This is a genomic window from Kitasatospora sp. NPDC034023 (assembly GCF_055575795.1).
Genome location: NZ_JBVIRY010000022.1, coordinates 1 through 21,288 on the forward strand (window position 1 = coordinate 1; position 21,288 = coordinate 21,288).

Below are 21,288 nucleotides of genomic sequence, written 5' to 3' on the forward strand. Positions count from 1 at the left end.
GATCCGACAACCGCTCACCCGCACACGACTTGACCTGCCCCACCCTCGCCACACCACAACCAACGACACACAGACCACAAAGTCACCGGCATTGGTCCTAGGACTGCAAGCCGTCGTAGGACAGCATGCAGTCGTCGAACACCTGATCAATGCCGGTGGACCGGGTGCCCAGGGCGCTGCGGTCAGCTCATGCCGACCAGCATGTAGAACATGCCGACGGCCGTCACCGTCCGCCGTGCGGCACCGAGCCCGGGTACCGGTGGCCCGGCGGCTACGCTTCCTGCACCAGCAGCCGCGCATTGATGGTGGGATTTCCTGCCTGGGAGAGCGGGAAGGCCGTACCGATTTCCTCGGGTTGCCCGGGAACGTCGATGCGGACGGACAGCGTCCGGTCGAGAAGCTGTTCCTGTGTCATTCGGAAGTCGATGTTGACGAGGCCGTGCTGCGCGCAATTCTCGCAGTTCCGCGGATTGTCCGGTTGGAAGAAGAAGCGCTTCGCGATCGGCTCACCGTCCGCGAGCAAACTCACGATGAACGAACCCGGGATGTTCAGCCGGTCGATCCCCTTGACCCGCACCGAAACAGGGTTGGCGCTCCGGAACGCGAAGGTGCGGGCGGCCTCGATGTTTCCGGACAGATTCTCCAACACGCCCTCCGCGGGGTCGGCGAGTTCCAGCCGATCGTACGAGACCTCGGTTTCGATCGTCTGGCCGGCGGTCGCGGTGAACGGTGGCAGCGCGCCGCCGAGCGGATCCGTGGGCCAGTTGGGGTCCTGTCCCAGCGTGGTTCGGAATCCGGCCAGCGTGGTCGCGCCGACGCGGGTCTGCCAGCTCAGCCAGAGGCGGTCGATGTTGCAGTGGAAGAACCAGAACACCGGGTCGAAGGAAGCTACCCACTGGTTGCCCATCGTCGGCCCGATCGACCCGTGGCCACCGTCGTGGGCCTGGATCGAGAAGTCCTGGTAGCCGTTCAGATCGGACGCCCCCCACACCGACTGCTTCAGCGAGGTGGCGATTTCATCCAGGACACTCAAATCCTTCACGTTCTGTGCGATGTCGGCGGGCGAGAAGCGTTGCGTGGTGTACGGGAAGAATCCGGTCTTGGGCGGCAGGGCGGTGGCGCCGGGATCGGCGGGAAGAACGTACTGGTCGAACGGCGGATGCTGCAGCCGGTCCGGCAGGTCGGTCGCGATGTCCCAGTAGGGGAGTGTCACCTCCGCGCAACCCGGGACGGAACGCAACGCGTCCTCGAACACCCGCAGGTAAACGCGGTGCCAGGGGTTGAAGCGGTTTTCGTGGTGCAAACACCATTTCTCCGGGAGGCCGTGCTGCCCGGCCATGGCGAAGTAGCCGTCCGGAGCCTCGGGAGGGCGGGCCATCACCGCGGTGAACGCCGTCTTCAGCAGCTCGAACTCGGCGTCGCTCAACGTCGTGATGTTCTTGCGGAGCCGGGTCGGGGGCGTCACGGGCGGTGGTGGCTCGACCGGGGTCGCCGTACCGAGGGGGAATCCGTTGAGGATCCAGTTCCGGAATGTCTGCGAGCGTTCGGCACTCCATTTCCCCTCCGCGTCCGGGGGCATGTGCGAGTTCGGCGGAGAGGTCTGTGCGTAAATCGCCAGCGCGTTTCTCTTCACTCCCTCATAGGTGCCGAGATCGATTCCGATGGTGGCCATGTGGTCCAGGTCCTGAGGCCGGAAGAAGAAACGAATGTCCGCCAGATAAGTCGGCGCTGCAACGACTTGATCATCGGTCGGGCCGTTCTGGGTCGTGGTCATGCTTCCTCCGGTGGGCTCCGAATAGGCGCTGCGGTTGATACAGGGCCAATGGTCGACGATGTATCAACCAGCGGCGAGGTCGACTGGTCCGATGGGGCGGCCTTGCCGGAGCGTCGGGCGCGAGTCGATTTGATGAGCGCCGCGATTTGCGGAATCAAATTGTTCCGCTTGTTCCTCCCAGCCTTCACTCCGAGTCCTCAGGACCTGCGTCCGGCGGAGGTCCGGGCGTTGGTGCTCGACGCGGTGCCGCGCATGATCCGACCGAGGCGGGCCGAGGCCGGCGTCAGCCGAAGGCAGCGGAGGGCTCTCGAGGGCAGAGGTACTTTGCCGAATCTTGAAGAAATGCCGGTCGGACTGGAACCATGGCGTGCGGCCGCACGTCGAAAACCACGGGTTATCGGCCGGGGGGACAGGCCGCCCGGCACGTTACGCTGCCCTGAGGGGGAGCGGCGGCGTTGCCGCCATCGGACCACTGCCGGGACCGGCCCGCGGCTCCACGGGGAGCGCGGCCGGTCCCGTCCTGCCACGGAGGTACTGGCCTTGCACATCGACGCCTGGATCGAGGGCATTCCACCGACGGCGGTGTACGCCGTGGTCGGCCTGATCATCGGGATCGAATCGCTGGGCATCCCGCTGCCCGGCGAGATCGCCCTGGTCACGGCGTCCCTGATGGCGGTCAAGGGCGTGGTGAGCCCGTGGGGCGTCGCGGGCTGCGCGATCGCGGGTGCGATCATCGGCGACTCGATCGGCTACTCGATCGGGCGTAAGGGGGGCAAGCCGCTCTTCGAGAAGCTGGGACGCAAGTTCCCCAAGCACTTCGGGCCCTCGCACCTGGCCACCGCGGAGCGCTCGTTCCAGAAGTGGGGCATGTGGGCGGTCTTCTTCGGCCGGTTCATCGCCCTGCTGCGCATCTTCGCCGGTCCGCTGGCAGGCGCGCTGAAGATGCCGTACTGGAAGTTCCTGATCGCCAACGTGCTGGGCGGCGTCGTCTGGGCCGGCGGCACGACGCTGCTGGTGTACAAGGTGGGCAAGAGCATCGAGCCGTGGCTGTCCCGCTTCTCCTGGGCCGGTCTGGCGGCAGCCGTCGTGATCGGCGGCCTGTCGGCCTGGATCATGAAGCGTCGGGCCGCGAAGACGCACGCCAAGATCGAGGCGGAGGAGGCGGCCGCGACCGCGGCCGCCGCCAGGACCGCCGTCCCGGAGTAACGGAACGGAACCCAGCAGAACGCCACGGGACGGGACTGACGGCCGTCCCGGAGCCATCGGGCCCTCGGAGTAGCATCGGCGGAGTACCTGCCGATCTTGCACTCCGGAGGGCCCGATGACGTTGCAGCCGACCTGGGACGCGGTGGACGCGTACTTCTCCGAGCAGCTGGTCGGACACGATCCGGCGCTGGAGGCGGCGGCGGCCGCCGCCGACGCGGCCGGGCTGCCGAACATCGCGGTGGCCCCCAACCAGGGCAAGCTGCTGCACCTGCTGGCGCTGACCCAGGGCGCGAAGCGGATCCTGGAGGTCGGCACGCTCGGCGGCTACAGCGCGATCTGGCTGGCCCGGGCGCTCCCCGCGGACGGCACCCTGATCACCCTGGAGATCGACCCGAAGCACGCCGAGGTCGCCCGGGGGAACCTGGCCGCCGCCGGACTGGAGAAGGTCGCCGAGGTACGGCTGGGCCGGGGCGCCGACTCGCTCGCGGCGCTGGTGGAGCAGGGCGTGGAGCCCTTCGACCTGGTCTTCATCGACGCGGACAAACCGAGCAACCCCGAGTACTTCCGCCGGGCGCTCCAGCTGACCCGGCCCGGCTCGCTGATCATCGTCGACAACGTGGTGCGCGGCGGCGCCGTCGCCGACGCGGACAGCACCGACCCGGCGGTGCTCGGCACCCGGGCCCTGCACGAGCTGATCGCGGCCGAGCCGAGGGTCACCGCGACCTCGGTGCAGACGGTCGGCAGCAAGGGCTACGACGGCTTCACGCTCGCCCGCGTGCAGGGCTGAGTTTTTCAGCACCACCGAGGAACGGAGACATCGTGCGGATCGGACTGCTGGGCACCGGCCCCTGGGCGGAGCGGGTGCACGCGCCCGTGCTGGCGGAGCATCCCGGGCTGGAGTTCGCCGGTGTCTGGGGCCGCCGCCCGGAGGCGGCCGAGACCCTGGGCGCGGCGCACGGTGTGCCCGGGTACGCCGACCTCGACCGGCTGCTGGCCGACGTGGACGCGGTCTCCATCGCGCTGCCCCCGTCGGTGCAGGCGGGCCTCGCGGTGCGGGCCGCCGAGGCCGGCTGCCACCTGCTGCTGGACAAGCCGGTCGCGTTGACCGTGCCGGACGCCGAGGCCGTGGCCGAGGCGGTCCGCGCGCACAAGGTCGCCTCGGTGGTGTTCTTCACGGTGCGCTTCGGCGGCCCGCAGATCCCGTGGCTCGAGGAGCAGGCGGCGTTGGGCGGCTGGTACACCGGCCGCTCGGACTGGCTCGGCTCGGTGTTCGCGCCGGGCAGCTCCAGCCCGTACGCGGCCTCGCCGTGGCGCAAGGAGAAGGGCTCGCTGTGGGACGTCGGCCCGCACGCGCTGTCCGTACTGCTGCCGGTGCTCGGCGACGCGACGCAGGTGACGGCGGTGGCGGGCCCGCTGGACACCGTGCACCTGGTGCTGCGGCACGCCGGCGGCGCGTCCAGCACGCTCGCGCTCAGTCTGACGGCGCCGGTCGCGGCCGGCGGGACGGGCCTGGAGCTGCGCGGCGAGCACGGCGTGGCCCACCTGCCGGAGCGCGGTGAGGGTCCGCTCGCCGCGCTGCACCGGGCGCTGGACGCCCTGCAGTCCGCGGCGGCCTCCGGCGAGCCGCATCCGTGCGGGGCGGACTTCGGGCTGCGGGTGGTGGAGATCCTCGCCGCGGCCGAGCGCTCGCTGGCCGTCGGCGGACCGGTGCAGGTCTGAGGCCTCGCGGACTCGGTGACGCCGGGCGGGGCGCTTCGGTGCCCCGCCCGGCGTCGTCCGTTCGTGCGTCCTTCGTTCGTGTGTCGTTCGTGCGCCGGGCGTGTCGGGCCGGTCAGGCGCGCCAGGCGTGTCGGGCGTGTCAGCCCGGTCGGGCCGGTCGGGCCGGTCAGGCCGGAGGCAGGGCCGGCGGGGACCCGGCCGGGCGGCGGTCGGTGGGCCGGGCCGGGGGGATGACGGCCGCGCGGAAGTCGCGCGGGCCGGTCCAGAGCGCGGGGACGGCGTCGCTGCGGCGGGCCAGTTCGTACGCGACGGCCTCGTAGTTGACGCGCCAGCCGTGGAAGTGCGCCCAGGCGTCCTCGACCGGGCGTTCGCGGCGGAAGCCGGCCGCCATGATCATCGCGACGGCGCCCAGGTACTCGGCGTAGGTCAGCCGGATCGGGACCTCCGGGTCCGGGTCCGGGTCGAAGGGGATCCGCAGCGCGCGGGCGATGTCGCGCATCGCGGTGAACCCGGCGCGGATCACCAGCCGGGCCTCGGCGGGGGCCGTGCGCGGGCACAGGGCGAGGTGCAGCGCGGCGGCGTCCATCACGGCGATCAGGCCGACCACCCAGCTGCGGTTCGGTTGCGGGGAGCGGAAGGAGAGCAGCACCGGGTAGTTGGAGTGGCTCTCGCCGATGTCGGCGGCGAGGCGCTCCCAGTCCCGGTAGAGCTGGGGGAGCGCGTTCTCGGTGTCGACGAGGGACTGGCGGGCCAGCAGCTCGGGGCCCCAGGCGGGTTCGCCGGCCCGGGACTGCAGCAGGGTCACCTCGGTCTCGCGCCGCTGGTAGGCGGCGTAGAGGGTCGGCAGGTAGGCGATCTGCAGGGCGACCACCAGCGGGCCGCTGGCGGCGGCCATGAAGTCGATCGCGGACAGCTGCAGCCGCTCGCCGCTGGCGTAGCCGAGGGTGAAGAGGCTGGAGCCCCCCTCGCGGATCGAGGTCGACCAGTTGAGGTCGGACGTGCCGTGCAGCAGCAGCGTGTAGGCGACCAGCATCCCGCTGAGCCACAGCCCGAGCATCCCCAGCAGGACCAGCGGCGCGAGCCAGGTGAGCGCCCGGTCCTGTGCGCGGTAACCGCCGAACGGCGTGGCGGAGAGCCGCAGCACGCCCCGCAGCACCGCCCAGAGCCGGTTCACCAGGGACGAGTAGAGCCCGCGCGGGACGACCAGCGTGCGCAGGATGCTGCCGACGACGAGCAGGAGCAGCAGCGCACCGATCACGGTGTGGATCAACCTCATGGCGCCATTCTGACGGTCGGCCGGAGCGGTTGCGGCGGAGGCCCGGTCCGGTTCCGACGCGCCGTCGCGCGCAGTATGACGACGATCACATCCTTTCCCCGCCGTCGGAATGCCGCCCTCATCTCGTCTATCTGTTCGAGAGGGTCGTCGGATGAGCGAAGCGGAGAGCGGACTGTGCGTCCACAGCGAGGTGGCGGGGCCGAGGAGGAGAAGCCCGGACGGCGGCGACGCCGGCGACGGCGGCCGTTGCGGTGGCTCGACTATCCGCGCCAGCGGCGGCGCGGGGTCCGCCGCTGGCTCCCGTCCTGGCGGCAGCTGCTCCTGGTGGCCGGGGTGGGGGCCTTGCCGCTGACGGGGTGGCTGGCCTGGTTCTTCGCGACCACGAAGGTGCCGGACGACCTGAACTCCTTCGCCACCCAGCAGAACAACGTCTACTTCTGGGCGGACGGCACCGAGATGGCCCGCATCGGCGAGACCAACCGGCAGGAGGTGCCGTTGGAACAGGTGCCGGAGTCGGTGCGGTGGGCGGTGCTGGCCGCCGAGAACGAGACCTTCTACTCGGATCCCGGGATCTCGGTCAAGGGCATCGGCCGCGCGTTCTGGTCGATGCTCTCGGGCGGCGACACCCAGGGCGGCTCGACCATCACCCAGCAGTACGTCAAGAACATCTACCTGAACCAGCACCAGGACTACGCGCGCAAGCTCAGAGAGGCCGTCATCGCGATCAAGCTGGACGACCGGATGAGCAAGAACGACATCCTGGCCGGCTACCTGAACAGCAGCTGGTTCGGCCGCGGCAGCTACGGCATCGAACGTGCCGCCGCGGCGTACTACGGCAAGGACGTCTCGCAGCTCGACCCCAGCGAAGGCGCCTTCCTGGCCGCCCTGTTGAAGGGCGCGGGGCAGTACGACCCGGCGCTCGGCGCGGAGAACCGGAAGAGGGCCGAGGAACGGTGGTCCTGGATCCTGGACCGGGAGGTCGAGGTCGGAAAGCTGTCCCGCGCCGAACGCGCCCGGTACACGGTGTTCCCCGAGCCCATGGCCCAGCCGAAGTCGGCGGGCCTGGGCGGCCAGGTCGGGTACCTCGTCGACACGGCCCGGTCCTACGTGGAGAGCCACAGCGACATCACGCCGGCCCAGCTGGACCTCGGCGGCCACCAGATCTTCACCACCTTCGAGAAGCCCAGGGTCGACGCGCTGGCCGTCGCGGTGCAGGAAGCGACCAAGGGGATCGACCCCGACAATCGCGAGGCCGACAAAGCCCTGAAGGTCGGTGCCGCCTCGGTCGGCCTCGACGGGAGGATCGTCGCGCTCTACGGCGGCCCGAACTACCTGAAACAGGGCTTCAACAACGCCAACACCTCGACGGTGCCGATCGGTTCGGCCTTCACCCCGGTCGTGTACGCCACCGGGCTCAGCCAGGGCGTCCAGCGCGGACGGGGCGGCAACCGCACCCCGATCACGCCCACCACCACCTACAACGGGGACAACGGGGTGAACGTGATGACCCCGGAGGGGCCGTACTGGGGACGTGACGGCAAGATCGTGAAGACCGCCAACGACGGCAAGCGCGACTGGGGCCCGGTGAGTCTGAGAAGTGCCGTGGAGCAGTCCGTCAACGGGCCGATGATGCAACTCGGCATGGACATCGGCCTGGACCGGGTCCAGAAGACCGCCGCCGACCTCGGCCTGCTCCCCGGCAGCATGGGCGAACTGGTACCGGCCTTCGCGGCCGGCAACTCCACCCCCAGCGCCATCAGGACGGCGGACGCGTACACCGCCTTCGCCGCCGGCGGGAACCGGACGGACCCGTACTCGGTGCTCCGGATCACCCGCAACGGCGCGCCGCTCGCGCTGCGCCTGCCGGCCGCCGCGCGGGCACTGCCGGTGGCGGTGGCGGGCGAGGTGGACGCCGCGCTCAAGGGTGCCGTCCGCGGCGGGAGCGCCACGCCGGCGGCGGAGGCCGGCCCGGACCTGGCCGCGAAGCCCGGCACGACGGCGGACCGGACGGCGGGGTGGATCGTCGGCTACAACGGGCAGCTGTCGACGGCGGTCACCGTGTTCCGGGCGGACCTGCGGGACATGAAGCTGCTCTCGCTGGAGGGACTGGGCGGGGCGGCGCCGGAAACCCCCGACTCGGCGCTGCCCGCGCGGATCTGGACCTCGTACATGAAGGCGGCGGGCGGGCCGGCGGGCGGGCGGTAGGCCGGGCCGGGCGGCTGCGGAGCCCGCAGCCGCCCGGGGCCGGTCACTTCACCAGGCGGGACCAGTCGGCCGGCTGCCCGGGGTCGAGTTGGCGCAGTTTGTCGAGCACCTTGGGGTCCTGGGCGTCCAGCCAGTCGGCGACCTGGCGGAAGGAGACGCAGCGCACCTCCTCGCGCTTGCAGACGCCCTTCATCACGTCCTCGATGGCCTGCATGTAGATGCTGCCGTTCCAGTCCTCGAAGTGGTTGCCGATGAAGAGCGGCGCCCGGCTGCCGTTGTAGACCCGCTCGAAGCCGGCCAGGTAGCCGTCCCGGGTGTTCTTCTCCCACTCGTCATACTTCTTCGGGTCGCCCTTGGTGGTGTTCCCGGACTGGTTGGCGAGGAAGTTGAAGTCCATCGAGAGGACCTGGGCCGACGTGCCCGGGTAGGGCAGCATCTGGAGGGGGAAGTTCCACATGCCCTCCTTCTTGACGGGCCAGACCTGGAACTCGCCGGGCGAGCTGGCGTCGTAGCGGAAGCCCGCCGCCTTCTCCGCCGGGAGCAGGTTCTTCTGGCCCTCCAGGCAGGGGGCACGTCCGCCGACCAGCTCCTTGGTGTAGTCGAAGGGAAGCGGCGGGAGGTCCTTGTAGCCGGTGTTGGTCTTCCAGTTGGTGACGAAGGAGACCGCCTGGTCGAGCTCGCTCCTCCACTCGTCGGTGGACCAGTCCCCGCCGCCACCGCTCTTGGGGCCGCAGAAGTGCCCGTTGAAGTGGGTGCCGATCTCGTTGCCGTCCTGCCAGGCCAGGCGCAGCTGCTCCAGCGTGTCCTTGAGATGGCCGTCGGTGGCGAAGTCGATGGCGGTGGCGCCGACGTCGTGCTGCGGCGGGTGGTAGAGCGTGCGCTTCGACTTGGGCAGGGTGTAGATGCCGCTCAGGAAGAACGTCATCTGGGCGTTGTTCTCCAGGCCCAGCTTGCGGAAGTGGGAGAACTGGTGGTCGTCCCCCTCCAGAGCCCCGTCCCAGGAGAAGACGACGAACTGCGGCGGCTTCTCACCGGGCTTCAGCTTCTCGGGCACGGGCTGCTTGGGCTGCGGCCCGGTGTCGGAGGTGGAGCCGTCGCCCAGCACCTTGACCTGGCCGTCCCAGGTCGGCACCGGGGTCGGGGTGGGGGTGGGAGCGGGGGTGTCGGAGGGGGCCCCACTCGGGGTGGTGGGTGCGGGGCTCGCGGAAGTGGTGCCGGTGGCGGTGGGTCTGCTCCTGGTGTCGGAGCATCCCGTGGTCAGGACGAGAGCCGAGACGACCCCCACCGCCAGCAGACCGGTCGCGCCACGAGCAAGCCGCACCGTACCTCCGAAAATCGCCCTGAAGTTCGATCATTAGAACACCTTGATCGACGTGTGAGAGGGCGGGAAAGGTTGCGCCTGCCGAGGTGAACCACCAAGCGGCGGGCCTACGTTGAACGGTGTCCGAGACTCCGCTGGAACGCCTCGGCAGCCGCGAGAGTGTAGAAGCGCCGGATCCGGTCCGAGGAACCGGGAACGCGGACGTAGTCGTTGCGAACCTGGTCCCAGAGGGCCCAGCACTCCAGGGTGAAGAAGTGCGGGCTCCGGGAGTCGATCACGCGGATCTCGAGCTCCGTGGGGGTGGTGGGGCCGTCGGTCATCGCCGCGTCGCCACCTGGATGAACCCGGAGGCCTTCTCCACACGCTTGGAGAAGTCGTCGAACTCGCCCTCGATCGGCGAGATCGCGGCCTTGTGGGGGACGAGGATCGCGCCGGCCTGCCTGTCGAGGACCCGCTGCAAGGCGGCCCGGAGCATGGGCCGGTGCTCCGGCCCCTTCCGGTTCACCTCGTCGTCCACCACGATCAGGTCGATGCCCCAGTTGAAGGCCCCGGCATAGGCCTCACACACGCTCAACTCGCGCTCGGGGAAGTCGGAACCGCTCCGCGCCAGGTACATCACGACCCGGAAGGGCGGGGTGGGGTTGTCGCAGGACGTGGGACTGGCCATCGTCCACTCCTCTCCGTAGTAACTCGACTACCAGGTGTGCCCACTGTCGGCTAAGCTTGGCAATCGTTCAACTTGCCTGCGTCTCAAGTGGAATCGGGTGTGAGCTTTGAACCGCAGAGAGCTTGATCCAACGTCATCCCCGCGAGAGTCCTTCGGCGCCCTGCTTCGCAGCTCGCGCGAGGCACTGGGCTGGACCCAGCAAGACCTGGCCGCAGCCATGGGCTACTCGGACAGCTACATCTCGGCGGTGGAAACAGGCCGCAAATCCACCAGCCGAGCCTTCGTCAGGGCGGCCGACAAGGCGCTCGGGACGGGCCAGACGCTGGAGCTGATGTGGCTCGGGATGAGGCGCAAGGGGTTCTTGGAGGGCTTCCCCGAGCATGCCGCGCAGGAAGCCCGGGCGTCCGAGATCAGGATTTACGAACCGAACCTCGTCCCCGGGCTCTTCCAGACCAAGGCCTACGCATCCGCGATCGAGGCGGCGGCAGTGCAGCGGGGGAGTAGTACGCCTGACCAGGCCGAGGAGCGAGTGAAGTTCCTCATGAAGCGGCAGGGGCTTCTCAAGCGTGCCAAGCCGCCGGTCATCCATGCAGTGATAGACGAGAGTTGCATCCGGCGCCCGGTGGGCGGCGCTGGGACCATGCATTCCCAGCTCGATCACCTGGTCGAGATGGTGATGAAGCCCCATGTGATCTTTCAGGTGGCTCCGTTCGCCATGGCCGAGCATGCCCCGTTCCGCGCGTTCGTCACCTTGCTGACGTTTGCCGACCGTTCGGTGGTCGGCTACACGGAATCTGCGGACCACGGCTTTGTCGTGCGGGAGGACAGGACTGTCAGGGAGTGGGAAACGGCCTACCATCGGTTGCAGGTGGAAGCGCTGACCAGAGCTGCTTCCCTTGACCTGATCCGCAAGGCCCGAGAGGAACTTTGACCCATGATCCGGCCAGACCTGTCCCGCGCTTCCTGGTTCAAGTCGTCGCACTCCGGCAACGGCGGTTCCTGCGTCGAGGTCTCGCCCGACTTCCCCGGCGTCGTTCCTGTCCGCGACTCCAAGGACCCGGAAGGGCCCGCGCTCGTCTTCCCGATCGGTGTATGGCGGTCCTTCGTCGCCGCCGCTGCCGCAGGCGAGTTCGGCGGCAACTGACCGCCGTCGAACGCTTCGTCACGAACGTGACCGGTATCCCGCGATCAGGCTGAAACCTTGTCGCGTCGTTCGTCGACCTTGTCACGGGAGTGATCGAGGTCGACGGGTGCGTGGAGGGAAACGCCAGGGCTGGGCCCGCCTCCGCCCCCAGAACCCGACCGTTGCAGAGTGAACGACTCTTCGCGGGAGGGGGCGTGTGAATGAGTGCAAATCCCGCTGATGCGGTAGTGGACCGTCTGACCGCCATCGCGTGGACCAACATGGAGGGTCACAACGCGCATTCGATCTCGATGTCCCGGCTGATGGTCGAATATCTCCGTCGGGCTTCGCTCTGGGCCGAGGTGCTGGGCGGTCCGCCGAAGTGGCCCATCTTCGACATCGCCGGAGCGCTCGCCCCGGAGATCCAGGTGGACCCCGAGGTGGCCGAGCGGCTTGAGGAGTTCCTCGTGGCGCATGTCGGCGGCATCTCGACCGAGAACGCCTGCCGTGCGGCCGTGCGGTGGGCAACCCTGCGGGACACTCCGGGAGTGCAACTACCGGACCTGCCGGATCCGTTCGAGCCTCTCATCGTCATGTACGAGCGGGGCGGAAAACTCGTCCCCGACGAGAGCTGGGCCTTCAACTTCGGTATCCGCCGAGTGCAGATCAAGCCCTGGCGTGAGCGCCTCTCCGCAGAGCCCGTCATCGCCCTCGACCCCGCCACCCTGGACGCCCTGGACGCTGCGGAAAGCGGCCTCTGATTCGCGTCGCGCCCGTGCGGACGACCCCCTGGGCCGGGTGGCCCGGGGGGTTGTGGCATTGACAGGGGCAGCTCTCGGTTGAATGCTAAGCAAGCGCTTAGTCAATCCCTGCCGATCCGAGGAGCCGCCCGATGCCCGAGACTCCCGTCGACCCGCCCGGCCTGGACCTGGCGCGTCTCCGTGTCCACCTGGACCGTGAGCTGCCCGGGACTGTCCAGGGGCCGCTGCGGGCCGACCTGATCGAGGGGGGCCGGTCCAACCTCACGTACGTCCTCTCCGACGGGGCCTCCCGCTGGGTACTGCGGCGGCCGCCGCTCGGGCACGTCCTCGCCACCGCGCACGACATGGGCCGCGAGTACCGGGTGATGTCGGCCCTGCGGGGCACCGGGGTGCCCGTCCCGCGCATGCTGTTGATCGACCACACCGAGGACGTCCTCGGCGCGCCCTGGTACCTCATGGAGCACGTCACCGGCACCGCCCACCGGGATGCCGCCCCGCTGGCCGCTCTCGGGGAGCAGCGGGTGCATGCGCTGGGGCAGAGGCTGGTCGACACCCTGGCCACCCTGCACCGGATCGACCCGGCTCAGGTGGGGCTGGAGGACTTCGGCCACCCGGACGGCTACCTGGAGCGCCAGCTGCGCCGCTGGTCCAAGCAGCTCGCCGCCTCCCGCAGTCGCGAGCTGCCCGAGATGGACCGGCTGCACGCCCTGCTCGCCGAGCGGCTGCCCGTCTCGCCCGCGCCCGCCCTCGTGCACGGCGACTACCGGCTCGACAACGTCCTGGTCGATGAGGATGACACCATCGCCGCGGTCCTGGACTGGGAGATGTCCACCCTCGGCGACCCGCTCACCGACATCGGCCTCCTCGTGATGTACACCGAGCTGGCCGGCGTCGGCGGCGGCATCATCCCCTCCGCGATGACCGCCCCCGGCTTCCCGAAGCCCGACGAGATCGTCTCCCGGTACGCCGAGGCGACCGGCCGCGAGGCCGCCGACCTGGACTGGTACGTGGCCTTCGCCTCGTTCAAGCTCGCCGCCGTCGCCGAGGGCATCCACTTCCGCTTCCAGCAGGGCCGCACCCTCGGCGCGGGTTTCGAGCGCGCGGGCGAGATGGCCCCGATCCTCGCCCGGCACGGCCTGAGCACCCTCAAGGAGAACTGACCGATGGACTTCGCCTACGACGCCCGGACCGACGAACTCCGGGCCCAGCTGCTCGCCTTCATGGACGAGCACGTCTACCCCGCCGAGGCCGTCCTCGCCGCCCAGCTCGCCGACCCGGCCCGCGCCCCCTGGACGATCCCTCCGGTCGTGGCCGAGCTGCAGGCCGAGGCCCGCAAGCAGGGCCTGTGGAACCTCTTCTTCGTGGACCAGCAGGGCGTGCCGGGTGAGCGTGGTGCCGGCCTCACCAACCTGCAGTACGCCCCGCTCGCCGAGATCACCGGCCGCAGCCCGCAGTTGGCGCCGCCCGCGCTCAACTGCGCGGCCCCCGACACCGGCAACATGGAGCTGCTCGCCCAGTTCGGCAGCGTCGCGCAGCGCGAGCGGTGGCTGCGGCCGCTGCTGGACGCCGAGATCCGCTCCGCCTTCGCGATGACCGAGCCCGAGGTGGCCTCCTCGGACGCCACCAACATCGCCACCCGGATCGAGCGGGACGGCGACGAGTACGTGATCAACGGCCGCAAGTGGTACATCACCGGCGCGATGAACCCGGACTGCAAGCTGTTCATCGTGATGGGCAAGACCGACCCGTCCGCCGAGCCGCACCGCCAGCAGAGCATGGTGCTCGTCCCGCGCGACACCCCGGGCGTGACGGTGAAGCGCGGCATGACGGTCTTCGGCTACGACGACGCCGACCACGGCGGCCACGCCGAGGTGTTGTTCGAGGATGTCCGCGTCCCGGCCGACCACCTGATCGGCGAGGAGGGTTCGGGCTTCGCCATCGCCCAGGCCCGGCTCGGCCCGGGTCGGATCCACCACTGCATGCGCGGCATCGGCATCGCCGAGCGGGCGCTGGAGCTGATGTGCCGCCGGGCGAGCGAGCGGGTGGCCTTCGGCAAGCCGCTCGCCGAGCAGGGCGTGGTCCAGGACTGGATCGCCGAATCACGCGTGCGCATCGAGCAGTTGCGGCTCCTCGTCCTCAAGACCGCCTGGCTGATGGACACCGTCGGCAACCGGGGCGCGCACACCGAGATCCAGGCGATCAAGATCGCCACGCCGCGCACCGTCGAGTGGATCCTGGACAAGGCCGTCCAGGCCCACGGCGCCGCCGGCGTCAGCCAGGACACCCCGCTCGCCCAGCTCTGGGCCGGCAACCGCACCCTGCGCCTCGCCGACGGCCCGGACGAGGTGCACAAGCGCTCGCTGGCCCGCCGGGAGCTGAAGAAGTACCGCTAGGCGGGGGAGGGGGCGGCCCGGCAGCCCCGGGCACGGGTCACCCCCGCATGAAGCCGATCCTCCGGGAGGCGGTCGAGTTCGCCGAGGCGCTCGGGCTGGACTGACCTGCCGTCCGGGGAGCCGACGCGGCACCGGAGGTAGCCCTTAGGGGTGTCATACCCGGGTATTCAGGGGCTGGTTGGCTCCCTGGTATGACGGCGGAGGCCCGTCTCCGCCCGTAGTGTCCTGCGTGTTCGATCGATCGGCACGAGGAGACACATCATGGGCAGTGGGGGACGGGCCTTGGCGGCGGTTCTGCTGGCGGCGACGGCGGTGCTGGGCACGGTCGGCGCGCCCGCGGCGGTGGCGGCGGGGGAGGGCGGGAGCGCCGGGCAGCAGGCGCGGGCATGGCTGCCGGAGCCCACCGGGCCGTACCCGATCGGGACGACCTCGCTGCACCTGACCGACGCCGGCCGCGAGGACCCCTGGCAGCCCGGGCACCGACGCGAGCTGATGATCAGCCTCTGGTACCCGACGTCCCGCCCGGCCGGCCCCGCCGACCGCGCCCCGTACATGGAGCCCGCCGCCGGGGCGCACTTCGGCGGCGCCGAGGGCCTCGCCCGGGTCAACTACGGCACCGAGCCGGACCGCACCGACTGGTCGGGCATCCGCACCCACGCCCGCGAGGACGCCCCGGCGCTGCCCGGCGGCCGTCGCCCGGTGGTGCTGTACTCGCCGGGCCTCGGTGACCCGCGCACCTGGGGGACCGCGCTCGTCGAGGACCTCGCCTCGCGCGGCTACGTCGTGGTCACCGTCGACCACACCTACGAGGCCTCCGAAGTCGCCTTCCCCGGCGGGGAGTTGGCCTCCTCTGTGCTGCCCGGCATGCTCGGCCGGCCGGATCTGGACATCGGCGCCGTGCTGCGCAAGGCCCTCGCCACCCGAGTGGACGACACCCGCTTCGTCCTGGACGAGCTGGCCGGGCTGGGCGCCCGGAAGGGCCTGCCGGCCGGTCTGGCCGGGTCGCTCGACCTCGACCGGATCGGCATGGTCGGCCACTCGGCGGGCGGCTTCACCGCGCTCCAGGCCATGCACGACGACCCGCGGATCGCCGCCGGGATCAACCTCGACGGCCAACTGCACTTCCCCGGCCCGGACGGCCACACCGGCGTGTTCCTGCCCAGCGTCGCCGAGGACGGCCTGGACCGGCCCTTCCTGCTGATGGGCACCGGCAGTGACGACTCCGGGGACTACCGCAAGCAGCCCGGCTGGAACGCCCTGTGGCAGCACAGCACCGGCTGGCACGCCGACCTCACCCTCACCGGCTCCCGCCACGGCTCGTACACCGATGCCCAGTCCCTGCTGCCGCAGCTCGCCCGGCAGGGCGCGCTGACCAAGGAGCAGCTGCGCTCGGACGTCGGCGACATCCGCCCGGGCCGCGCCGAACTCGCCACCCGCTCGTACGTCGCCTCCTTCTTCGACCGCTGGCTGCGCGACCACGACGACCACCTGCTGGAGGGCCCTTCGCCGCGCTTCCCGGAGATGGCGTACGAGGGTTAGTGCACCGGCCGGCGGCGGGATTTTCTGACGCTGATTCACCGATCGTCGGAGTCGCCGGAAAGTGGTGATCCGCCGAATGCGGAACAGTATTCCGATCCACATTCAGTGAATGAGCTACGCGCGTTGATCCGCGTTCATCCCACCCCGGCCATCTGCGCCTTTACCTGCATGGACGCGTTTCTTAATCAGTCCTTACTCTTCGCCGTTGACCAGTGTTCATCAGTACTGCTTTCCTTCTGCCCAGCAGACGGCGCCGAGTCGACGGACAGTCAATTCCGAATGGGTGAAAGACCCCGAACGGAGTCGACTCCCGGCGGAATTCGCCGTTGCTCCCTTCCCCACAAGGGATCGTTCGCGGCCTCCCCCTAGCCGCAGGGCGATCGGCAGAAGAGAGGCACCCTCACCCATGGGTCACTCCCCCAGAATCGGACGCGCGAAGTACGCGGCGCTCACCGGAATAGCGTCGCTCGCGCTCGCCGCCGCCGGCCTGGCCGGCGCGGCCGGCCCGGCCTCCGCGCAGGACATCTCCAGCTCGCAGGGCAGCACCGGCAACGAGTTCAACCCCTGGAGCCCGCAGAACGGCCACCCGTACCGGCACGGTGCGGTGCCGGGCATGTCCCAGCACGAGAACTACAAGAAGTGGCTGGACGCCCACAACCAGGCCGCGGCCACCGGTCAGCAGACGCTGTCCTACGGCGGCGGCGTCGACGGCATCGGCGTGCAGAGCGGGCACTCGAAGGTCTACCTGATCTTCTACGGCACCCAGTGGGGCACCCAGAGCACCGACGCCAACGGCAACGCGAAGTTCACCAACGACTCGGCCGGCGCGGCCGGCGCCACCCAGCAGATGTTCAAGGGCATCGGCACCAACGGCGAGACCTGGTCGGCCGACCTGACCCAGTGGTGCGACGGCCCCAACGTCGCCACCGGCGCCGTCAGTTGCCCGTCCAACGCCAACTTCATCCCGTACCAGAGCGGCGGCGTGCTGTCCGGCGTCTGGTACGACAACGCGGCCGCCTCGCCGAGCCAGGCCACCGGCAACCAGCTCGCCCAGGAAGCGGTCAAGGCTGCCGGCCACTTCGGCAACACCACCGCCGCGGCCAACCGGGACGCCTACTACATCGTCCTGTCGCCGCACGGCACCAACCCGGACGACTACCAGAACCCCAGCACCGGGTACTGCGCCTGGCACGACTGGAACGGCGACACCACCCTCACCGGCGGTGCGGCGAACTCGCCCTACGGCGACATCGCGTTCTCCAACCAGCCGTACAACATCGACGCGGGCGCCAACTGCGGCGTCGGCTTCGTCAACTCGCCCGGTACGCTGGACGGCTGGACGATGACCCTCGGCCACGAGTGGCACGAGATGATGTCCGACCAGAACCCGGCCGGCGGCTGGACCAACCACGTCTCCGGCAGCAGCTACAACGGCCAGGAGAACTCCGACGAGTGCGCCTGGATCCGGCCCGGCAGCACCGGCGGCGCCGCCAACATCTCCTTCGGCTCCTTCGGCAGCTACGCCGAGCAGGCCAGCTGGTCCAACGACACCAACTCCTGCGCGATCTCGCACGCCATCCTGACGCACGGCAACACGGTCACCGTCACCAACCCGGGCAGCCAGACCGGCACCGTCGGCACCGCGGCCAGCCTGCAGATCAACGCCAGTGACTCGGCCTCCGGCCAGACCCTGACCTACTCGGCCACCGGCCTGCCGGCCGGCCTGTCGATCAACTCCTCGACCGGCCTGATCTCCGGCACCCCGACCGCCGCCGGCACCTCCAGCGTCACGGTCACCGCCACCGACACCACCGGCGCCACCGGCAGCACCAGCTTCGGCTGGACCGAGTCCACCAGCGGTGGCGGCGGCAACCCCGTCGCCAACGGCACCTTCGAGACCGGCAACCTGACCGGCTGGACCGCCGCCGGCACCACCTCCGCCACCACCGGCGCCGCCCACAGCGGCAGCTACGGCGCCATGGTCGGCTCCGCCAACCCGACCGGTGACTCCTCGCTCGCCCAGACCTTCACCGCGCCGACCGGCTCCAGCAAGCTGTCCTTCTGGTACAGCAACACCTGCAACGACACGGTCACCTACGACTGGGCCACCGCCACCCTGAAGGACAACACCACCGGCACGACCACCACGGTCCTCGCCAAGACCTGCACCACCACCGGCAGCTGGACCAACAAGACGGCCACCGTCACCCCGGGCCACTCCTACACGCTCACCCTGAGCAACCACGACGACAACTACCCGGGTGACCCGACCTACACCTACTACGACGACGTGACCGTCTCCTGACGATCACCGCGCCGAACGCACCGGGGTGGGCCCAGCGCCCGCCCCGGTGCCGTTTTCCGTCTGTCCGTCCGTCCGTCTGTCCGCCTGTCCGTCCGTCCGTCTGTCCGGAGGGAACCGGGATCCGGGGTCGGGGATCCGGGATCCGGGGTCGGGGATCCGGAATCGGGAACCGGGATCGGGAATCGGGGATCCGATCAGGCCCCCGGTGCGTCGAATCGACACCGTCGGCACCGCTCACCCACCGGTACCGCTCGCACACCGGCAGAAGGAACCACCGTGAACCTGAGAAGACCCGCCACCCTGGCCCTGGCCGCCGCCCTGCTCACCCTGGCCGGCTGCGCCTCCACCGGGACGAGCCCCTCGGCGACCGCCCCCGCCGCGACCACCCCGAGCCCGGCGACCGTCACGGTGGACGAGCACGCCGACCACACCACCGTGAAGGTCGCCGTCGGCACGACCATCACGCTCGAGCTCCACAACACCTACTGGTCCGCCGCCGCCAGCTCCGCCCCCGACGTCGTCACCCCGAACGGCACCCCGACCACCGCCCCGTCCCCCTCGTGCCGCCCCGGCGGCGGCTGCGGCACCGTCACGGCCTCCTTCGCCGCCCACGCCCCCGGCAGCGCCCACCTCACCGCCACCCGCACCAGCTGCGGCGAGGCCCTCAACTGCCCGCCCGAGCAGCGCGCCTACGACGTCACGGTCGAGGTCACCGGCTGAGGTCCGCGGGGGACCCGCCCGTCAGGCCGGCCGGGACAGCCGGGACAGCCGGGCCGGCCAGGACGGTCGGGGAAACGTCAGGACGGCCCGGCAACGTCAGCACGGCCCCAGCAAGGTCAGGACGTCGTGGCGGCCCGGTCGGACGCGCTGCGCAGAACGCAGAATTCGTTGCCCTCGGGATCGGCGAGGATCGCCCAACCGGAGCCATCGGGATTCCGGTGATCGCTGACGAAGGTGGCGCCGAGGCCCAGCAGCCGGTCCACCTCCTGCTCACGCGAGGTCTCCGGGCGCAGGCACAGATGGATCCGGTTCTTGACCGTCTTGGCCTCGGGCACCTGGTTGAAGTACAGGACCGGGCCGTCCGCCAGCATCACCTGAGCCTCCGGAACACCCGGTTCGTCCTCCGGATGCAGCGGCCGGCCGGTCACCCTGCTCCAGAACCGGGCCAGCTCGTAGGCATCCGCACAGTCGATCGCCACGTTCTGCAGTACTGAGACCATGCGGGTGAGCCTTCCCGATTTCCACCCCGGACGCCACCGGGTTCCTGCTCGTTCCGTCCCGCCGTAAAATTCTTTCGCTCAGCAGGCAACCCGGTGCGTCGCCCATCGCGTTCAGCAGCCGTGAGGATGACACGACGGACCCGGCCGACCAGGCCGCCACAGCTGACGGGAACGGCACGGCGCCCGGGCCCTGGCCCGCTGATTGGCACTGCTGAGCGGCCCCGCCGACCGGCACCGTGGCGCGCGAGGGGCGAGGCCCGGCGCAGGTCCTACCGGATCTCCGAGCCCGGATTGGCCTCGTCCCAGTCGCGACGGGAGGCGACGATCGCGTCGTGGTGGCCGTAGGACCAGTCCGCCATCGCCCGGACCAGGTGGGTCAGGCTGTGGCCGAGCGGCGTCAGCTCGTACTCCACCTGCGGCGGGACGGTCGGGTGGACGGTCCGTGACACCAGGCCGTCCCGCTCCAGGCGGCGCACCGTCAGGGTCAGCATGCGCTGCGAGATCCCCGGCAGCGCGCGCTGCAGCTCACGGAACCGCCGTACGCCCTGGGCGAGTTCGACGACGGTGAGGACCGACCACTTGTCGCCCAGACGGTCCAGCAGGTCGCGGATCCCGCAGTCCACGCCGTCCTCGCACCAGACCACCGGGCGGGGGGTGGTTACCGCGCTGTGCCCTGCTGACATGAAAGTGCCTCCTTATGCCGAACGCCCAGGCTATCGAGAATGGTCACGTCGCCGACCGCCGATCACCCCTGGAGGAACCCATGCTGCTCGTCACCGGTGTCAACGGAGGTCTGGGCGCCCTCGTGCTGGAGCGCCTCGCCGGACGGGAAGGGGTCGTGGCCGGCTCCCGCACTCCCGAGAAGGCGCCGGGCGGCACACCCGCCCGGCTGGTGGACTTCGATCGCCCGGACACCTTGGCCGAGGCCTTCGCCGGGGTACGGACCCTGCTGCTGATCTCGGCCGGCGCCGCCGAGGACGATGTGGTGATCGCCCGGCACGGCGCGGCGATCGAGGCGGCGGAGCAGGCGGGCGTCGGGCAGGTGGTCTACACCAGCCTGTCGGGCGACGGCGACCACCTGCCGTTCGCCCTCGCCCACCGCTGGACCGAGCGGCGGCTGCGCGAGTCGGCATCCCTGCGCTGGACGGTGCTGCGCAACGGGCTGTACGCGGAGTTGCTGGCCGCGGTCGCCGCACCGGACCCGGACGGGGTGATCACCGCGCCGCTCGGGGACGGGAAGCTGGCGGCCGTGGCCCGCGCCGACCTCGCCGAAGCGGCGGTGAACGTGGCTCTGGCGCCGGAGGAGCACACCGGCCGGACGTACGAGCTGGTGGGGGAGCGGGCGTTGGGCGGTGCGGAGGTGGCCGAGGCGCTCGGCGCCGAGTACCGGCCGGGCCGACTGGCCGAAGCCCGTACGGCGGTGGCGGCCTCGGACGCGCTGGACTTCCAGGTGCCGATGGTGGTGGCCACCTACTCGGCGATCGCCCACGGCTTCCTGGCCGGGCCGGGCAAGCCGGGCGACCTCGCGACCCTGCTCGGCCGCCCGCCCCGCCCGGCCCTGGAGGTCATCGCCGCCGGGCGATGAGGCCGCTCGGGCGGTCACGGTCTGTCGTCACACCGCCGGTCCCGGATCGCCGTCGGTTCCGGATCGCCGTCGAGAAGCGAGAAGCGAGAAGCGAGAAGCGAGGCGCGAGAAGCGAGGCGCGAGGTGTGCGGCATCAGCCCGGAGCCCGGTCCCGGCCGACTGGGCCCAGGACCGGACTCCGACCCGATGGAGCG

Annotated in this window: 20 protein-coding genes; 13 read left to right on the forward strand and 7 right to left on the reverse strand. The window is 70.5% G+C overall.

Translation table 11 applies throughout. From position 1 onward, the window contains the following. Positions 1 to 271 precede the first annotated feature (271 nt). Entirely contained in the window at positions 272 to 1,774 is a 1,503-nt protein-coding gene (locus tag ACZ52R_RS26495; RefSeq protein ID WP_465663208.1) for a tyrosinase family protein, read from the reverse strand. Positions 1,775 to 2,314: 540 nt separating this feature from the next. Here ACZ52R_RS26495 and ACZ52R_RS26500 point away from each other — a divergent pair. The 3 genes from ACZ52R_RS26500 (at position 2,315) to ACZ52R_RS26510 (ending at position 4,699) form a co-directional block, all read left to right on the forward strand. Then, positions 2,315 to 2,980, forward strand: a complete 666-nt coding sequence (locus ACZ52R_RS26500; RefSeq protein ID WP_465663210.1) for a DedA family protein — start codon at positions 2,315 to 2,317, stop codon at positions 2,978 to 2,980. A 115-nt stretch (positions 2,981 to 3,095) separates the two neighbouring features. Next, complete coding sequence (locus ACZ52R_RS26505; RefSeq protein WP_360503084.1) at positions 3,096 to 3,767, forward strand: O-methyltransferase; 672 nt, start codon at positions 3,096 to 3,098, stop codon at positions 3,765 to 3,767. A gap of 32 nt (positions 3,768 to 3,799) precedes the next feature. Further along, on the forward strand, positions 3,800 to 4,699 hold the full coding sequence (locus tag ACZ52R_RS26510; protein ID WP_465618970.1) for a Gfo/Idh/MocA family protein: 900 nt from the start codon (positions 3,800 to 3,802) through the stop codon (positions 4,697 to 4,699). A 166-nt stretch (positions 4,700 to 4,865) separates the two neighbouring features. On the opposite strand, the gene ACZ52R_RS26515 is transcribed toward ACZ52R_RS26510, so the two are convergent. Next, positions 4,866 to 5,975: a hypothetical protein gene (locus ACZ52R_RS26515; protein ID WP_465618972.1), complete on the reverse strand. Its 1,110-nt coding sequence runs from the start codon at positions 5,973 to 5,975 to the stop codon at positions 4,866 to 4,868. Between the two features lie 333 nt (positions 5,976 to 6,308). Between ACZ52R_RS26515 and ACZ52R_RS26520 the strand changes: the two genes are divergently transcribed. Beyond that, positions 6,309 to 8,180, forward strand: coding sequence for a transglycosylase domain-containing protein (locus tag ACZ52R_RS26520; RefSeq protein ID WP_465754335.1), 1,872 nt, complete (start codon positions 6,309 to 6,311; stop codon positions 8,178 to 8,180). Between the two features lie 43 nt (positions 8,181 to 8,223). On the opposite strand, the gene ACZ52R_RS26525 is transcribed toward ACZ52R_RS26520, so the two are convergent. The 3 genes from ACZ52R_RS26525 to ACZ52R_RS26535 form a co-directional block, all read right to left on the reverse strand. Next, the gene (locus ACZ52R_RS26525) at positions 8,224 to 9,501 is read right to left on the reverse strand and encodes a polysaccharide deacetylase family protein (RefSeq protein WP_465754271.1); all 1,278 of its coding nucleotides are present in this window, start codon (positions 9,499 to 9,501) and stop codon (positions 8,224 to 8,226) included. Positions 9,502 to 9,608: 107 nt separating this feature from the next. Further along, on the reverse strand, positions 9,609 to 9,821 hold the full coding sequence (locus tag ACZ52R_RS26530; protein WP_465618976.1) for a hypothetical protein: 213 nt from the start codon (positions 9,819 to 9,821) through the stop codon (positions 9,609 to 9,611). Continuing rightward, positions 9,818 to 10,168 carry a recombinase family protein gene (locus ACZ52R_RS26535; protein ID WP_465754272.1) on the reverse strand — a complete coding sequence of 117 codons (351 nt, stop codon included), beginning with the start codon at positions 10,166 to 10,168 and terminating at the stop codon, positions 9,818 to 9,820. The genes ACZ52R_RS26530 and ACZ52R_RS26535 overlap by 4 nt, the downstream gene beginning before the upstream one ends. A gap of 106 nt (positions 10,169 to 10,274) precedes the next feature. Here ACZ52R_RS26535 and ACZ52R_RS26540 point away from each other — a divergent pair, with 106 nt between their 5' ends. The 8 genes from ACZ52R_RS26540 to ACZ52R_RS26575 all read left to right on the forward strand — a co-directional run bounded on the left by ACZ52R_RS26540 (position 10,275) and on the right by ACZ52R_RS26575 (position 19,009). After that, complete coding sequence (locus tag ACZ52R_RS26540; RefSeq protein WP_465754273.1) at positions 10,275 to 11,099, forward strand: helix-turn-helix domain-containing protein; 825 nt, start codon at positions 10,275 to 10,277, stop codon at positions 11,097 to 11,099. Positions 11,100 to 11,102: 3 nt separating this feature from the next. Further along, complete coding sequence (locus ACZ52R_RS26545) at positions 11,103 to 11,312, forward strand: DUF397 domain-containing protein (protein ID WP_465618982.1); 210 nt, start codon at positions 11,103 to 11,105, stop codon at positions 11,310 to 11,312. Positions 11,313 to 11,512: 200 nt separating this feature from the next. Continuing rightward, positions 11,513 to 12,052: a hypothetical protein gene (locus ACZ52R_RS26550; protein ID WP_465754274.1), complete on the forward strand. Its 540-nt coding sequence runs from the start codon at positions 11,513 to 11,515 to the stop codon at positions 12,050 to 12,052. Positions 12,053 to 12,183: 131 nt separating this feature from the next. After that, on the forward strand, positions 12,184 to 13,212 hold the full coding sequence (locus ACZ52R_RS26555) for a phosphotransferase family protein (protein WP_465754275.1): 1,029 nt from the start codon (positions 12,184 to 12,186) through the stop codon (positions 13,210 to 13,212). A 3-nt stretch (positions 13,213 to 13,215) separates the two neighbouring features. Beyond that, positions 13,216 to 14,445: an acyl-CoA dehydrogenase family protein gene (locus ACZ52R_RS26560; RefSeq protein ID WP_465754276.1), complete on the forward strand. Its 1,230-nt coding sequence runs from the start codon at positions 13,216 to 13,218 to the stop codon at positions 14,443 to 14,445. Positions 14,446 to 14,706: 261 nt separating this feature from the next. After that, positions 14,707 to 15,984 carry an alpha/beta hydrolase family protein gene (locus ACZ52R_RS26565; protein ID WP_465618990.1) on the forward strand — a complete coding sequence of 426 codons (1,278 nt, stop codon included), beginning with the start codon at positions 14,707 to 14,709 and terminating at the stop codon, positions 15,982 to 15,984. Positions 15,985 to 16,390: 406 nt separating this feature from the next. Beyond that, positions 16,391 to 18,289: an Ig domain-containing protein gene (locus tag ACZ52R_RS26570; protein ID WP_465618992.1), complete on the forward strand. Its 1,899-nt coding sequence runs from the start codon at positions 16,391 to 16,393 to the stop codon at positions 18,287 to 18,289. A gap of 276 nt (positions 18,290 to 18,565) precedes the next feature. Next, positions 18,566 to 19,009 carry a hypothetical protein gene (locus ACZ52R_RS26575; protein WP_465754277.1) on the forward strand — a complete coding sequence of 148 codons (444 nt, stop codon included), beginning with the start codon at positions 18,566 to 18,568 and terminating at the stop codon, positions 19,007 to 19,009. 116 nt (positions 19,010 to 19,125) lie between these two features. Here ACZ52R_RS26575 and ACZ52R_RS26580 read toward each other — a convergent pair whose 3' ends face one another. Further along, entirely contained in the window at positions 19,126 to 19,509 is a 384-nt protein-coding gene (locus tag ACZ52R_RS26580; protein WP_465754278.1) for a VOC family protein, read from the reverse strand. Between the two features lie 269 nt (positions 19,510 to 19,778). After that, positions 19,779 to 20,192, reverse strand: coding sequence for a winged helix-turn-helix transcriptional regulator (locus ACZ52R_RS26585; protein ID WP_360506992.1), 414 nt, complete (start codon positions 20,190 to 20,192; stop codon positions 19,779 to 19,781). Positions 20,193 to 20,272: 80 nt separating this feature from the next. Here ACZ52R_RS26585 and ACZ52R_RS26590 point away from each other — a divergent pair, with 80 nt between their 5' ends. Continuing rightward, positions 20,273 to 21,094, forward strand: coding sequence for an NAD(P)H-binding protein (locus ACZ52R_RS26590; protein ID WP_465754279.1), 822 nt, complete (start codon positions 20,273 to 20,275; stop codon positions 21,092 to 21,094). Positions 21,095 to 21,288: the final 194 nt, after the last annotated feature.

Coding starts and splice junctions, on each gene's coding strand:
- ACZ52R_RS26495 (WP_465663208.1), bottom strand. CDS start 1,774: ATGACCACGACCCAGAACGGCCCGACCGATGATCAAGTCGTTGCAGCG.
- ACZ52R_RS26505 (WP_360503084.1), top strand. CDS start 3,096: ATGACGTTGCAGCCGACCTGGGACGCGGTGGACGCGTACTTCTCCGAG.
- ACZ52R_RS26515 (WP_465618972.1), bottom strand. CDS start 5,975: ATGAGGTTGATCCACACCGTGATCGGTGCGCTGCTGCTCCTGCTCGTC.
- ACZ52R_RS26530 (WP_465618976.1), bottom strand. CDS start 9,821: ATGACCGACGGCCCCACCACCCCCACGGAGCTCGAGATCCGCGTGATC.
- ACZ52R_RS26535 (WP_465754272.1), bottom strand. CDS start 10,168: ATGGCCAGTCCCACGTCCTGCGACAACCCCACCCCGCCCTTCCGGGTC.
- ACZ52R_RS26545 (WP_465618982.1), top strand. CDS start 11,103: ATGATCCGGCCAGACCTGTCCCGCGCTTCCTGGTTCAAGTCGTCGCAC.
- ACZ52R_RS26550 (WP_465754274.1), top strand. CDS start 11,513: ATGAGTGCAAATCCCGCTGATGCGGTAGTGGACCGTCTGACCGCCATC.
- ACZ52R_RS26555 (WP_465754275.1), top strand. CDS start 12,184: ATGCCCGAGACTCCCGTCGACCCGCCCGGCCTGGACCTGGCGCGTCTC.
- ACZ52R_RS26560 (WP_465754276.1), top strand. CDS start 13,216: ATGGACTTCGCCTACGACGCCCGGACCGACGAACTCCGGGCCCAGCTG.
- ACZ52R_RS26565 (WP_465618990.1), top strand. CDS start 14,707: ATGGGCAGTGGGGGACGGGCCTTGGCGGCGGTTCTGCTGGCGGCGACG.
- ACZ52R_RS26570 (WP_465618992.1), top strand. CDS start 16,391: ATGGGTCACTCCCCCAGAATCGGACGCGCGAAGTACGCGGCGCTCACC.
- ACZ52R_RS26580 (WP_465754278.1), bottom strand. CDS start 19,509: ATGGTCTCAGTACTGCAGAACGTGGCGATCGACTGTGCGGATGCCTAC.
- ACZ52R_RS26585 (WP_360506992.1), bottom strand. CDS start 20,192: ATGTCAGCAGGGCACAGCGCGGTAACCACCCCCCGCCCGGTGGTCTGG.
- ACZ52R_RS26590 (WP_465754279.1), top strand. CDS start 20,273: ATGCTGCTCGTCACCGGTGTCAACGGAGGTCTGGGCGCCCTCGTGCTG.